15 protein-coding genes are annotated in these 13,037 nt (G+C 72.2%); 8 read left to right on the top strand and 7 right to left on the bottom strand.

Annotated features, from left to right (window positions below):
- Positions 1–6: 6 nt before the first annotated feature.
- The 4 genes from dop (at position 7) to prcA (ending at position 3,750) form a co-directional block, all read left to right on the top strand.
- Entirely contained in the window at positions 7–1,524 is a 1,518-nt protein-coding gene (dop, locus tag KJS59_RS00600) for a depupylase/deamidase Dop (protein ID WP_376771102.1), read from the top strand.
- Between the two features lie 143 nt (positions 1,525–1,667).
- Positions 1,668–1,877 carry a ubiquitin-like protein Pup gene (locus tag KJS59_RS00595; protein WP_213450195.1) on the top strand — a complete coding sequence of 70 codons (210 nt, stop codon included), beginning with the start codon at positions 1,668–1,670 and terminating at the stop codon, positions 1,875–1,877.
- A gap of 133 nt (positions 1,878–2,010) precedes the next feature.
- A complete protein-coding gene (gene prcB, locus KJS59_RS00590) occupies positions 2,011–2,850 on the top strand; it encodes a proteasome subunit beta (protein ID WP_213450194.1) in 840 nt (279 codons plus the stop codon).
- A 54-nt stretch (positions 2,851–2,904) separates the two neighbouring features.
- On the top strand, positions 2,905–3,750 hold the full coding sequence (gene prcA, locus KJS59_RS00585) for a proteasome subunit alpha (protein WP_213450193.1): 846 nt from the start codon (positions 2,905–2,907) through the stop codon (positions 3,748–3,750).
- Between the two features lie 100 nt (positions 3,751–3,850).
- Here the strand turns inward: prcA and KJS59_RS00580 are convergent, their stop codons facing one another.
- From KJS59_RS00580 to rfbB, 6 genes are read right to left on the bottom strand one after another with little or no spacing between them, the layout of a single operon-like run.
- The gene (locus KJS59_RS00580; protein WP_213450192.1) at positions 3,851–4,879 is read right to left on the bottom strand and encodes a glycosyltransferase family 2 protein; all 1,029 of its coding nucleotides are present in this window, start codon (positions 4,877–4,879) and stop codon (positions 3,851–3,853) included.
- Positions 4,876–6,159 carry an MATE family efflux transporter gene (locus KJS59_RS00575; protein ID WP_213450191.1) on the bottom strand — a complete coding sequence of 428 codons (1,284 nt, stop codon included), beginning with the start codon at positions 6,157–6,159 and terminating at the stop codon, positions 4,876–4,878. Before KJS59_RS00575 ends, KJS59_RS00580 begins: the two co-directional genes overlap by 4 nt.
- A complete protein-coding gene (locus KJS59_RS00570; RefSeq protein ID WP_249713755.1) occupies positions 6,156–6,839 on the bottom strand; it encodes a glycosyltransferase family 2 protein in 684 nt (227 codons plus the stop codon). Before KJS59_RS00570 ends, KJS59_RS00575 begins: the two co-directional genes overlap by 4 nt.
- 4 nt (positions 6,840–6,843) lie before the next feature.
- On the bottom strand, positions 6,844–7,278 hold the full coding sequence (locus KJS59_RS00565; protein WP_213450189.1) for a DUF2304 domain-containing protein: 435 nt from the start codon (positions 7,276–7,278) through the stop codon (positions 6,844–6,846).
- Positions 7,275–8,153: a dTDP-4-dehydrorhamnose reductase gene (rfbD, locus tag KJS59_RS00560; RefSeq protein ID WP_213450188.1), complete on the bottom strand. Its 879-nt coding sequence runs from the start codon at positions 8,151–8,153 to the stop codon at positions 7,275–7,277. Before rfbD ends, KJS59_RS00565 begins: the two co-directional genes overlap by 4 nt.
- A complete protein-coding gene (gene rfbB, locus KJS59_RS00555) occupies positions 8,150–9,142 on the bottom strand; it encodes a dTDP-glucose 4,6-dehydratase (protein ID WP_213450187.1) in 993 nt (330 codons plus the stop codon). Before rfbB ends, rfbD begins: the two co-directional genes overlap by 4 nt.
- A 71-nt stretch (positions 9,143–9,213) precedes the next feature.
- Between rfbB and rfbA the strand changes: the two genes are divergently transcribed.
- The 4 genes from rfbA to pafA are packed head-to-tail and all read left to right on the top strand — an operon-like array spanning position 9,214 to position 12,726.
- Entirely contained in the window at positions 9,214–10,083 is an 870-nt protein-coding gene (gene rfbA / locus KJS59_RS00550; protein WP_213450186.1) for a glucose-1-phosphate thymidylyltransferase RfbA, read from the top strand.
- Between the two features lie 9 nt (positions 10,084–10,092).
- A complete protein-coding gene (locus KJS59_RS00545) occupies positions 10,093–10,695 on the top strand; it encodes a class I SAM-dependent methyltransferase (protein ID WP_213450185.1) in 603 nt (200 codons plus the stop codon).
- Positions 10,692–11,309 carry a dTDP-4-dehydrorhamnose 3,5-epimerase family protein gene (locus tag KJS59_RS00540; protein ID WP_213450184.1) on the top strand — a complete coding sequence of 206 codons (618 nt, stop codon included), beginning with the start codon at positions 10,692–10,694 and terminating at the stop codon, positions 11,307–11,309. Before KJS59_RS00545 ends, KJS59_RS00540 begins: the two co-directional genes overlap by 4 nt.
- Before the next feature lie 58 nt (positions 11,310–11,367).
- Positions 11,368–12,726 (top strand): Pup--protein ligase, encoded by a 1,359-nt coding sequence (gene pafA / locus KJS59_RS00535; protein WP_213450183.1) that lies wholly within the window; start codon positions 11,368–11,370, stop codon positions 12,724–12,726.
- A gap of 98 nt (positions 12,727–12,824) precedes the next feature.
- Here pafA and KJS59_RS30790 read toward each other — a convergent pair.
- The coding region (locus KJS59_RS30790; RefSeq protein ID WP_249713754.1) for a DUF3866 family protein at positions 12,825–13,037 on the bottom strand (213 nt) is incomplete at its 5' end.

Raw genomic sequence — 13,037 nt, 5'->3', positions numbered from 1 at the left:
CGCAGAATGAGCGTGAGACGGGTGATGGGCACCGAGGTGGAGTACGGCATCTCCGTGCCCGGCCAGCCTGGTGCGAATCCGATGGTGACCTCCTCCCAGGTGGTGAACGCCTACGGCGCGCGGCCGGAGCTGACCCGCGGCGGCCGGGCCCGCTGGGACTACGAGGAGGAGTCGCCGCTGCGGGACGCCCGGGGGTTCACCTACTCGGGTGCCGTGTACGACCCCGCCGAGGCGCTGGCCGACGAGGATCTGGGCCTGGCCAACGTCATCCTCACGAACGGCGCCCGGCTCTACGTCGACCACGCCCACCCCGAGTACTCCACCCCGGAGGTGACCAACCCGCTCGACCTGGTCCGCTGGGACAAGGCGGGGGAGCGGGTGATGGCCGAGGCGTCGCGCCGGGCGGCCACCATCCCGGGCAGCCACCCGATCCAGTTGTACAAGAACAACACCGACAACAAGGGCGCCAGCTACGGCGCGCACGAGAACTACCTCATGCGCCGGCAGACGCCGTTCGCCGACATCGTCACGTACCTGACGCCGTTCTTCGTGACCCGGCAGATCGTCTGCGGCGCCGGGCGGGTGGGCATCGGGCAGGACGGCTCGCAGACCGGGTTCCAGATCTCCCAGCGGGCCGACTTCTTCGAGGTCGAGGTCGGGCTGGAGACCACGCTCAAGCGCCCGATCATCAACACCCGGGACGAGCCGCACGCGGACGCCGACAAGTACCGCCGGTTGCACGTCATCATCGGGGACGCCAACCTCTCCGAGATCTCCACGTACCTCAAGGCCGGTACCACCGCGCTGGTGCTCACGATGATCGAGGAGAAGGCGCTCACCCCCGAACTGGGCATCGCCGACCCGGTCAGCGAGCTGAAGGCGGTCAGCCACGACCCGAGCCTGAGCCACCGGATGCGGCTGCGCGACGGCCGCCGGCTGACCGCCCTGGACCTGCAGTGGGCGTACTACGAGCGGGTGCGCTCCTTCGTGGACAGTCGGTACGGCACGGACGCCGACGAGATCACCACCGACGTGCTGGCCCGCTGGGAGAGCGTGCTCGACCGGCTCGGCCGGGACCCGATGCTCTGCGCCGACGAACTGGACTGGGTCGCCAAGCTGCGCCTGCTGGAGGGGTACCGGGAGCGGGAGAAGTTGGGCTGGGCCTCGCACAAGCTCCAACTGGTCGACCTCCAGTACGCCGACGTGCGCCCGGAGAAGGGCCTGTACCAACGGTTGGTGGCCCGGGGCGCGATGAAGCGGCTGTTCACCGACGAGCAGATCCGGGAGGCGATGGTCGAGCCGCCGGAGGACACCCGCGCCTATTTCCGGGGCCGTTGCTTGGCCCAGTACGCCTCCGAGGTGGTCGCCGCCAGTTGGGATTCGGTCATCTTCGACGTGGGGCGTGAGTCGCTGGTCCGGGTGCCGATGATGGAGCCCGAGCGGGGCACCCGCAAGCACGTCGGTGCCCTGTTCGACCGGTGCGAAAGCGCCAAGGACCTGCTCGAGGCGCTGACCGGCGGGTGAGCCCCGCCCGCTGCCCGACGCGCCGGCCGCTCGACGCGCCCGCTCACTTTGTTCGGTTCGGTGCGAAACGTGGTCCGGGGCCGTGGTTTGGTCGGTGGGGCGAGGTAGGTTCTTCCTAACCGACCTTGGAGGAGGGGGCAGGGATGGCTACCCGCGATTCAGGCCAGTCGCAGTCGGGCCGATCCCGGCGGGACGAGGATGTCGAGGCCACGCCGGAGGTGAACGCCGAGGTTGCCGAGCGGCACGAGGCGATCAGCGAGGACGTGGACGACCTGCTGGACGAGATCGACTCGGTCCTGGAGGAGAACGCCGAGGAGTTCGTGCGCGGCTACGTGCAGAAGGGCGGCCAGTAGCCGCCCGGGCGCGTGTGTGCGACGCCTCCGGGCGTGCCTCGCACGCCCGGGGACCGCGCGGGATATTGTGCTTGCCTCAACGGCCTCAGCGCTGCGGCCCAGTGCCGCGGGATCGTTTAGCGAAGGGATATCGGTGCCAGCGGGTTCTGAACCATCCGGGCGGCTGTCGCAGTTGCTGACCGCGCCCGGGACGTCCTCCTTCACGCAGTTCCTCACGCAGGCCGCTCCGGAGCTGCTGCCCGGGCGCCGGCCGCTGCCGCCGGGGCTGTCCGCCGACATCGCGCCGCACGGCACCACGATCGTCGCGATCACCTGCGCCGACGGCGCCGTCATGGCCGGCGACCGGCGGGCCACGATGGGCAACATGATCGCCAGCCGGGACATCGAGAAGGTGCACCCCGCGGACGAGTACTCGCTGATCGGCATGGCCGGCACCGCCGGCGTCGGCATCGAGCTGATCCGGCTGTTCCAGGTCGAGCTGGAGCACTACGAGAAGATCGAGGGCACCATGCTCTCGCTGGACGGCAAGGCCAACCGCCTCGCCTCCATGGTCCGCAACAACCTCGGCGCCGCCATGCAGGGCCTGGTGGTCGTCCCGCTGTTCGCGGGCTTCGACCTCGCCGCCGCCGACCCCGGCCGGGCCGGCCGGATCTTCAGCTTCGACGTGGCCGGCGGGCTCTACGAGGAGACCGGGTACGACGCGATCGGCTCCGGCTCGCTGTTCGCCAAGTCGGCGCTGAAGAAGCGGTTCCGCACCGGGCTGACCGCCGACGAGGCCGTCCGGCTGTCGGTCGAGGCGCTGTACGATGCGGCCGACGACGACACCGCCACCGGCGGCCCGGACCTCAGCCGCAAGATCTTCCCGGTCGTCATGCTGGCCACGGCGGAGGGCACTCGCCGGCTCAGCGATGACGAGGCCGCCGCCGTCGGCCAGGCCGTGATCAACGACCGTATGAGCAACCCCGGCGGGTGACCCCGCGCGCCACCCACCGCCCCGACGTCGACCGGTTGAAGGAGCCCAGCCGCAGTGGCCATGCAGTTCTACGCCTCGCCCGAGCAGATCATGCGCGACCGCGCGGAGCTGGCCCGCAAGGGCATCTCCCGCGGGCGCAGCGCCGTGGTGTTGAGCTATGAGGGCGGCGTGCTGTTCGTCGCGGAGAATCTGTCGAGCGCGCTGCACAAGGTCAGCGAGATCTACGACCGGATCGGCTTCGCCGCCGTGGGTCGGTACAACGAGTTCGAGAACCTCCGTCGGGGCGGCGTGCGCATGGCCGACCTCAACGGGTTCAGCTACGACCGCCGGGACGTCACCGGCAAGGCCCTCGCCAACGCGTACACGCAGCTGCTCGGCGCCATCTTCACCGAGCAGCAGAAGCCGTACGAGGTGGAGATCTGCGTCGCCGAGGTCGGCTCCTCGCCCGAGACCGACGAGCTGTACCGGATCACCTACGACGGCTCGGTCAACGATGAGCCGGGCGTGATGGTCATGGGCGGCCAGGCGGAGCAGATCTCCGGGTCGCTGCGCTCCCGGCACCGCAAGGACGCCACCCTCGCCGAGGCGCTGAAGCTCGCCGTCGAGGCGCTGGGCAGCACCGGCGGGGAGGGCGGTGGCTCCCGTGAGATCGCCGCCAACCAGCTCGAGGTCGCCATCCTCGACCGCCGTCGCCCCGGCCGCACCTTCCGCCGCATCACCGGCGCGGCGCTGACCGCCCTGCTCGGCAACTCCTCGGCCGCGGCCGAGGCGGCGCAGGAGGAGCCGGGTCCGGAGGCCGGGGCGAAGAAGCCCTCGACCCCGACCTCGGCCAACCAGGTGAACGAGGAGCCCACCGCCCCGGCCGGCGACGACGACGATCAGACCCCGTCGACCGACTGAGCGAGAGGTCAGGCCAAGGCCCGCTGGGCGCTCCGATGGAACGCCCAGCGGGAAGGTACCGGGTCGCTGGGTGCCGCCGCGCTTCGCGGAGGTGAAGGGGTTACAGGCGGCGGGGGAGCAGGGGGCGTGCGGCGCGCCAGTACAGGCGGGCGAGCACGTTGTAGGCGCCGATGCCGGGTGGTGCCTCGACGTTCGACGGGTCCACGGTGGCGGTCATCAGGTGGGCCAGGGCGGCGTCGGGGACGGTGCGTTCCCGTCGCAGGTGGGCGCGGCGGGCGCGCAGCCAGGCCCGGTTGCGCCAAAGCCAGCCCCAGCCGCGTACCTTCGGGCCCGACCAGCCGCCGAGCAGGGACGCGACCAGCAGGGCGCCCTCGGTCACCACGATCATGGGGGCGAGGACGGTGAGCGTGCCGGCCTGGTACGCCGTGAACAGGGTGATCAGCCGGTTGCGCTCGACCAGGTACTGCTTGAGGGCGTTGCGGGAGAACTCGTAGTGGTGCACGGCGACCGCGTCCGGGATGTACTCGGCGCGCAGGCCGCGCTGCCACAGGCGCAGGCTGAGTTCGGTGTCCTCGTGGTAGGCGAAGTACTCCTCGGCGAAGCCGTCGAGCTCCACCCACAGCTCCCGCCGGATGGCGAAACAGCACCCGCTGAGCGAGGGGACCGGGCGCCGGGTCGCGAACCGGGTGGCGGGTGAGCCGTTGCCCCCGGCCCAGGACAGGCCCATGAAGTGCAGCGGGTTGCCGGCGGTGTTGATGAGGTCCGGGTCGCTGGCCAGGCGCACGGAGGCCATCGCCCCGCCCACGGCCGGGTCGGCGACCGCGGCGGCGAGCGACGCCAGCGCCCCGGGCGCGACAATCGCGTCGGAGTTGACGAAGACCAGCACGTCGCCGGTGGCCTCGGCGGCGCCGACCCGGCAGCCGCCGGCGTAGCCGGTGTTCCGGGCCGGGCGCAGCACCCGGGCGCCGGGCAGGCCCTTGACGACGTCGACGCCGTCCGTGGTGCAGCCGTTGTCCACCAGTACCAGGTCGACGTCGACGCCGGTGGAGGCGAGCACGGCCCGCGCGGCCTCGGGCAGGTACGGCTCGGCGCCGTAGGCCAGCATCACCGCGGTCACCCGGGGACTCATGCCGAAACCCTACCCGCGAGCACCTCCGGCGACCGGGCGGCGGGCGTGGCGCGGGCCAGCAGCCAGGCCATGGCGACGGCCACGACCAGCGAGCCGACCGCGTACCCGAGTTCGACCCGCAGCGCGACCCCGAGCGGGGCGAGGGTGGCGGCGACGAGCGCGGCGGTGCCGACCACCCACGCCAGCGCCTGGGCGCGGTGCCGGTTCTGTGCCAGCACCCCCTGGCCGAGCACCATCGCCCACAGGTACGCGAGGGTGCCGCCCGCCAGCCAGGCGAAGTCGGCGGCGGTGAGCACGTCGGGGGCGTCGAACAGCAGGCGGACCAGCCACGGGCCGAGCGCGACCGCCACCGTGCCGCCGGCGACGCCGAGCGCGGTGACCACGGCGAGGGCGCGGACGAGCAGGCGGCGGGCGCCGGCCCGGTCGCCGGAGGCGACCAGCGTGGCGAGCCCGGGCAGCAGCGACGCCTGGAGCGAGGCGAACACGAACAGCGGCACCCGGACCAGCACCAGGGCCGACAGCAGCGCCCCAGCGACCACCACGTCGCCCGGGGCGATCAGGCGCACGTTGACCACCGCGATGTTCACCACGAGCTGGGCGAGCAGCGCGGAGACGGTCAGCAGGCCGAGGCCGCGGACCAGCGCCGACCACGGGATGGGGCGGCCCGGCCCGATCGCCCGGCGCACCGGCGGCAGGGTCACCAGCACGGAGACCACCGGCGCGAACACCAGGACCAGGCTGAACCAGAGCGCCGACCGGATGCCCAGCACCCCGATCGCGGCCGCCATGCCGATGCGCAGCGCCCCGTCCGCCCCGAGTTGCACCCCGTACCAGGCGAAGTGGCCGAGGCCGGCGAGCAGACCGCGGGTGGTGTGCGCGAGGGCGAGGCCGACGAACGCGCCGCACAGCGCCCAGACCAGGCCGGTATCGCCGCCGAACAGCCGGTCCGCGAGCGGGTGGGAGCCGGCGGCGGTCAGCGCGATCAGCGCGATCAGCAGGCCACCGGCGAGCGTGGCGCCGCGCCGCAGCACCGGGCCGGGCGGCTCGTTGCCGACCCGGCGGGCGGCGACCAGGCGGGCGAGCTCCTGCTCGATGGGGAAGAACAGGCCCGGCCCGATGGAGAAGACGATGGACCAGAGCACCGAGACCGACGACATGTCGGCGCGGTCCAGGGTGTGCCCCGCGATGGCCAGGTGCACGTAGGCGGCGACGCCCAGCACCGCGAGGCCACCACCGACGGCGACGGTGCCCGGCGGGAGCAGCCGCAGCAGGCGCCTCACCGGCGGATCATGGCCAGGGTCAGGACCGCGAACGCCCGGCCCAGGTAGATCATCGCCTTGACCGGGGAGTGGCTGGGTGTGCCCGCCATCCGCTTGCGCATCGCCACCGGCACCTGGCGCACCCGGTACCCCCGGCGGCAGGCGTGCACCAGCGTCTCGATGGTGTCGCCGAGATACTCGACGGGGTACCAGAACGCGAACATCTCGATGGCGCTGCGGTTGGCGGCCCGGAAGCCGGAGGTGGTGTCGGTGAGCCGGGTGTGTGCCAGCAGCGACAGCACCCAGGAGAGCATCGCCATCGCCCAGCGGCGCGGACCGGCCACCGTGTAGTCGCCCTCCCCGGCGAAGCGCGCCCCGATCACCAGGTCGGCCTCGCTGAGCGCGTCCACCAGCTTCGGCACGTACCGGGGGTCGTGCTGGCCGTCCGCGTCCACCTGGATGACCACGTCGTAGTCGTGCTCGTAGCCGTACCGGTAGCCGAGCCGCATCGCGCCGCCCACGCCCAGGTTGTACGGCAGCCGGGCGACGATCGCGCCGGCGGCGGCGGCCAGCCGGGCGGTGTCGTCGGTCGAGCCGTCATCCACCACGAGCACGTCGACCGTGGGCAGTTCGCCGCGCACCTCGCGCACCACGTCGCCGATCGACCCGGCCTCGTTGAGCGCCGGGATGACGATCAACACGCGGCTATTGTTGATCATTACGCGTTCCTGCCTCGGTCTCGGTGCGGTGCAGGACATCCTCGTTCTTCCCGGCGGCGCCCGGTCCCTGGATCCGCGCGATCGCCGCCATCGCCTCGGTACGCAGCAGCGCCAGGTCCTCGGCGAGGGTTCGGGTCTCCTCCTCCAGCCGGCTGACCTCCCAGCTCAGGTGCACGCAGACGAGAAGCAGAAAGACGATACCCAGGAACAGCACCAGACTCACGCCGGAAGCGATCCCGACCCGGCCGGCGAGGTTGTCCAGCAGGCCCGGGAAGACCGCCAGCGGGATGATCACCACGAGCGTGCCGAGCCAGAGCAGCGCGTACTTCTCCCGCAGCTGCCGGCGGCGCAGCAACTCGAGGATGACCGCGAGCACGACGAGACCGATGCACGCGGTGAGGATCGTGAGCCGGACGTTCACTGCACATCTCCGGAGGGGAACAGGGCACGGAACCCGGGCCGGCCCAGCGCCTCGGCGAGTTGGTCCCGCCAGTCCGGCTGCACCGGGACGCCGGAACCCGCCCACCGGTCGTGGCCGAGCACACTGTACGCCGGGCGGCGCGCCGGCCGGGGGAACCGATCGCTCGTGGTGGGCCGCACCCGCTCCGGGTCCAGACCGGCCGCGGCGAACACCGCCCGGGCCAGCCCGTACCAGGTGGTCTCGCCGGCCGCGGTGCCGTGGTAGACGCCCGCCGGCGCGCCCGAACCGGCCAGCGCCACCAGCTGCCGGGCCAGCGCGTACGACCAGGTGGGCTGGCCGCGCTGGTCGTCAACCACGTCCAGGGTCTCCCGCCGGGCGGCCAGGGCGAGCATGGTCTGCACAAAGTTCTTGCCGTGTTCGCCGTACAGCCACGCGGTGCGCACCACGTACCCCGTCTCCGGCAGGATCGACAGCACCGCCCGCTCCCCGGCCAGCTTGCCGCGCCCGTACGCGTTGATCGGATCGGTGGGCGCGTCCTCGGCGTACGGGGTGGCGCCGTCACCCGGAAAGACGTAGTCGGTGGAGGGGTGTAGCAGGACGGCGCCCCCGGCGGCGCACGCCTGCGCCAGCGCCGCGACCGCGTCGCCGTTCACCGCCGTGGCCGCCGCCTCGGCGGTCTCCGCGGCGTCCACGTCCGTCCAGGCGGCGGCGTTGAGCACCACGTCGTGGCCGGCGACCGCGGCGCGCAGCGCGGCCGGGTCCGTGATGTCCAGCTCGGCCCGGGTCGGCGCGGTTACCGCCTCGCCCGCTCCGGCGAGCACCGCCCGCAGGTCCCGGCCGAGCATCCCGCCCGCGCCGGTGATCAGCCAGTTCATCCCTCGGCCAGCGCAACCCCGGCCCGCAGCGGCTCCCACCACGACCGGTTCTCCCGGTACCAGGCGACCGTCTCCGCCAGGCCGCGGTCCAGGTCGACCGACGGGACGTACCCCAGCTCGCGCGAGATCTTCGTGATGTCCAGCGAGTACCGGCGGTCGTGGCCCTTGCGGTCGGGCACCCGCTCCACCGCCTCCCACGTGGCCCCGCACGCCTCGACCAGGCGCTGGGTCAGTTCGAGGTTGGTCAGTTCCGTGCCGCCGCCGATGTGGTAGACCTCGCCGGCCCGCCCCTTGGTCAGCGCCAGCTGGATGCCGGTGCAGTGGTCGGCCACGTGCAGCCAGTCCCGGATGTTGCCGCCGTCGCCGTACAGCGGGACCTTCAGCCCGGCCAGCAGGTTCGTGACGAACAGCGGGATGACCTTCTCCGGGAACTGGTACGGACCGTAGTTGTTCGAGCAGCGGGTGACGACCACGTCCAGCGCGTGGGTGCGGTGGTACGCCAGCGCGATCAGGTCCGAGCCGGCCTTCGCGGCCGAGTACGGCGAGTTCGGCGCCAGCGGCCACTCCTCCGTCCACGAGCCGCTCTCGATCGAGCCGTACACCTCGTCGGTGGACACGTGCAGGAACCGGCCGACGCCGTGCCGCAGCGCCGCGTCCAGCAGCACCTGGGTGCCGAGCACGTTCGTGGTGACGAACGGGGCCGCGCCGAGGATGGACCGGTCGACGTGCGACTCGGCGGCGAAGTGCACCACCGCGTCTTGGCCCGGCATCAGGTCGTCCACCAGCACGGCGTTGGTGATGTCCCCGTGCACGAAGGTGAGCCGGGGATCGGCCACGACCGGCGCCAGATTCGCCCGGTTGCCCGAGTAGGTGAGCGCGTCCAGGACCGTGACCGCGCTGGCCGCCTCGGCGCCGTAACCGCCGGACAGCAGGGTGCGCACGTACTGCGAACCGATGAACCCGGCGCCGCCGGTGACGAGAAGCCTCACGAGGCACGCAGTGTAGTCGAGCGGGCGGCGGCGGCCGCTGCCGGCGCGGCCGCTGCCGGTAGTCTTCTCGGGTGCGTGGCATCCTTCTCGCGGGCGGCACCGGCTCCCGGCTCTGGCCGATCACCCGGGCCGTCTCCAAGCAGCTCATGCCGGTCTTTGACAAGCCCATGGTGTACTACCCGCTGACCACCCTGCTGATGGCCGGGGTGCGCGAGGTACTGGTGATCACCACCCCGGAGGACCAGGCGCAGTTCCGCCGGCTGCTCGGCGACGGGAGCCAGTGGGGCATCTCGATTGATTACGTGGCGCAACCGCGGCCGGAGGGGATCGCCCAGGCGTTCGTGCTGGGCGGCGACTTCGTCGGTGACTCGTCCGTGGCCCTGGTGCTCGGCGACAACATCTTCCACGGGGTGGGCCTGGGCCGGCAGCTCAACGAGGGCACCGAGCTGACCGGCGGCCGGGTCTTCGCGTACCAGGTCGCCAACCCCGAGGCGTACGGCGTCGTGGACTTCGACGACGAGGGCAGGGTCCTGTCGATCGAGGAGAAGCCGGCCCGGCCCAAGTCCCGGTACGCCGTGCCGGGGCTGTACTTCTACGACCGCCGGGTGGTCGACATCGCCCGCGAGCTGAAGCCCAGCGACCGCGGCGAACTGGAGATCACCGCGGTCAACGAGGCGTACCGGGAGGCCGGCGAGCTGACCGTGACCGTGCTGGACCGGGGCACCGCCTGGCTGGACACCGGCACGTTCGCCTCGATGATGCAGGCCGCCGAGTACGTGCGGGTCATCGAGGAGCGGCAGGGGCTGAAGATCGGCTGCGTGGAGGAGGCGGCCTGGCGGGCCGGCTTCATCGACGACGCTCAGCTGCGGGCGCTGGCCGAGCCGTTGACCAAGAGCGGCTACGGCGACTACCTGCTCCGGCTGCTCGACGATGTCGAGTAGGCTGCCCCGGTGCCCCCGACGGATTCCCCCGGCACCGAGGGTGTCGACTACACCGATCGCCTCCGGCGCCTCTCCGGCGCCCGGTGGAAGCGGGTCCTGGACGTGCAGGCGCCCTACCGGTGGAACATCCGGCGGCTGAACCTGGGCCGCACCCTGGACGTCGGCTGCGGCATCGGGCGCAACCTGGCGCACCTCGGCGGCAACGGGGTCGGGGTCGACCACAACCCCAGCTCCATCGACACCTGCCGGGCCCGCGGCCTGGTCGCCTACACCAGCGAGGAGTTCTTCCGGGACGGGCACGCCGCACCCGGCGCGTTCGACGCGATGCTCGCCGCCCACCTGCTCGAGCACCTGCCCGCCGGGCAGGCCCGCGAGGTGGTCAAGTCGTACCTGCCGTGCGTGCGCCCCGGCGGCCGGACCGTGTTCATCACCCCGCAGGAGCGCGGCTACGCCAGCGACGTCACCCATGTGCGCTGGGTGGGCTTCGCCGAGGCCGCCCAGCTCTGCGAGGAACTCGGGCTGACCGTCGAGAAGCAGTACTCGTTCCCGTTTCCCCGCGCGGCGGGCAGGGTTTTCGCGTACAACGAGTTCGTGACGGTGGCACGGTTATGAAGATCCGACAGCTCGGCGTCGAGGGCGCCTGGGAGATCACGCCGCAGCAGCACGGCGACACCCGCGGCACGTTCCTCGAGGCGTACCGGTACGACCGGCTGGCCGAGGCGGTCGGCCACCCGCTGCGGCTGGCCCAGGCGAACCTGTCGATCTCGGCGCGCGGCGTGGTGCGCGGCATCCACTTCGCCGACGTGCCGCCCGGCCAGGCCAAGTACGCCACCTGCGCGCGCGGCGCGGTGCTCGACGTGATCGTGGACATCCGGGTCGGCTCGCCCACCTTCGGCCGTTGGGAGGCGGTCCGCCTCGACGACGTGGACCGCAAGGCGGTGTACATCGCCGAAGGTCTGGGGCACGGGTTCTGCGCGCTGACCGACGACGCCACGCTGAGCTACCTGTGCTCCACCACGTACAACCCGACCGGCGAGCACACGGTGAACCCGCTGGACCCGGAGCTGGGCATCGAATGGCCGATCGAGCGGCCCCTGCTGTCCGACCGGGACGCTGCCGCGCCCGGGTTCGCCGAGGTCCGCGCCGCCGGCCTGCTGCCCGAGTACGGCGCCTGCCTGGCCTACACGGAAAGCCTCGGGAGTCTTCCCGGCGGCGTTGACCGGTAGCGGCGGATTCCGGCGCGCGGTCGTGACCGGAACCGGCCGGGACGGTTAGTGTTCTGTCATGGAGCGGCGCATTTTCGGTCTCGAAACCGAATACGGGGTCACCTGCACCTACCGCGGGCAGCGCCGGCTGTCGCCGGACGAGGTGGCGCGGTACCTGTTCCGCCGGGTCGTCTCGTGGGGCCGGTCCAGCAACGTGTTCCTGCGCAACGGCGCCCGCCTCTACCTGGACGTCGGCTCCCACCCCGAGTACGCCACCCCGGAGTGTGACTCGGTCATCGACCTGGTCGCGCACGACCGCGCCGGCGAGCGGATCCTCGAAGGGCTGCTGGTCGACGCCGAGAAGCGGCTGCACGACGAGGGCATCGCCGGCGAGATCTACCTGTTCAAGAACAACACCGACTCGGCCGGCAACTCGTACGGCTGCCACGAGAACTACCTGGTCTCCCGGCACGGCGAGTTCGGCCGGCTGGCCGACGTGCTGATCCCGTTCCTGGTCACCCGGCAGCTCATCTGCGGCGCCGGCAAGGTGCTGCAGACCCCGCGCGGCGCCGTCTACTGCCTCTCCCAGCGCGCCGAGCACATCTGGGAGGGCGTCTCCTCGGCCACCACCCGCTCCCGCCCGATCATCAACACCCGGGACGAGCCGCACGCCGACGCCGAGCGCTACCGCCGCCTGCACGTGATCGTCGGCGATTCCAACATGAACGAGGTCACCACCCTGCTCAAGGTCGGCAGCGCGGACATCGTGCTGCGCATGATCGAGGCGGGGGTCGTCATGCGGGACCTCTCCCTGGAGAACCCGATCCGGGCCATCCGGGAGGTCTCCCACGACATCACCGGCCGGCGCAAGGTCCGGCTCGCCTCCGGCAAGGAGGCCAGCGCCCTGGAGATCCAGCAGGAGTACTTCGCCAGGGCCAGCGAGTTCGTCGAGCGCCGGGGCGGCGACCAGACGGCCAAGCGGGTCGTCGAGCTATGGGGCCGGGTGCTGGCCGCGGTGGAGAACGGTGACCTGGAGCCGGTCGCCCGGGAGATCGACTGGGTCGCCAAGCTCAAGCTCATCGAGCGCTACGCCGCCAAGCACGACCTGACGATGGCCCACCCCCGGGTGGCACAGATGGACCTCGCGTACCACGACCTGCGCCGCGGCCGGGGGCTGTACGCACTGATGGAGCGGCGCGGGCAGGTCGACCGGGTGGCCAGCGACCTGGAGATCTTCGAGGCCAAGGAGACCCCGCCGCAGACCACCCGGGCCCGGCTGCGCGGCGAGTTCATCCGCCACGCCCAGGACAAGCGGCGCGACTTCACCGTGGACTGGGTCCACCTGAAGCTGAACGACCAGGCGCAGCGGACGGTCCTGTGCAAGGACCCGTTCCGGGCGTACGACGAGCGGGTGGAGCGCCTGATCGCCAGCATGTAGGGGTGGGCGGCGGTCGCCACCTACGACGCCGCGGGGGCGCGGAGGTGGGTTTCGCCGGCCGCGGTCCTCAACCTGAACGGGGAGCAGGCCGGGTAGCGTCAGCCGGCACCCGGTGGCGAGCTGGCCGCGGGTGGGGTGGCGCCGGGGCGGGCGGCGTGGCGGCCCGCGGCCGCGGCGGCGAGGAAGTAGGCGTGGTCGGCGTCCAGGTCGCGGCCCATCGTCGACAGCTTCACCGGCAGCGCGCGCAGCGCCGCGTCCAGGCCCTCGGTCGGCACCGTGACGACGGTGTGGCGGGCGCGCAGCGGAGCGAG

It is taken from the genome of Rhizomonospora bruguierae (assembly GCF_018397995.1).
Lineage (GTDB): Bacteria > Actinomycetota > Actinomycetes > Mycobacteriales > Micromonosporaceae > Rhizomonospora > Rhizomonospora bruguierae.
This window is presented reverse-complemented; position numbering and strand designations above follow the sequence as displayed.

Excerpts from the sequence above, each read along its gene's own strand:
- dop (WP_376771102.1), top strand. The coding sequence starts at position 7 with ATGAGCGTGAGACGGGTGATGGGCACCGAGGTGGAGTACGGCATCTCC.
- KJS59_RS00595 (WP_213450195.1), top strand. The coding sequence starts at position 1,668 with ATGGCTACCCGCGATTCAGGCCAGTCGCAGTCGGGCCGATCCCGGCGG.
- KJS59_RS00580 (WP_213450192.1), bottom strand. The coding sequence starts at position 4,879 with ATGAGTCCCCGGGTGACCGCGGTGATGCTGGCCTACGGCGCCGAGCCG.
- rfbD (WP_213450188.1), bottom strand. The coding sequence starts at position 8,153 with ATGAACTGGCTGATCACCGGCGCGGGCGGGATGCTCGGCCGGGACCTG.
- KJS59_RS00540 (WP_213450184.1), top strand. The coding sequence starts at position 10,692 with ATGAAGATCCGACAGCTCGGCGTCGAGGGCGCCTGGGAGATCACGCCG.
- pafA (WP_213450183.1), top strand. The coding sequence starts at position 11,368 with ATGGAGCGGCGCATTTTCGGTCTCGAAACCGAATACGGGGTCACCTGC.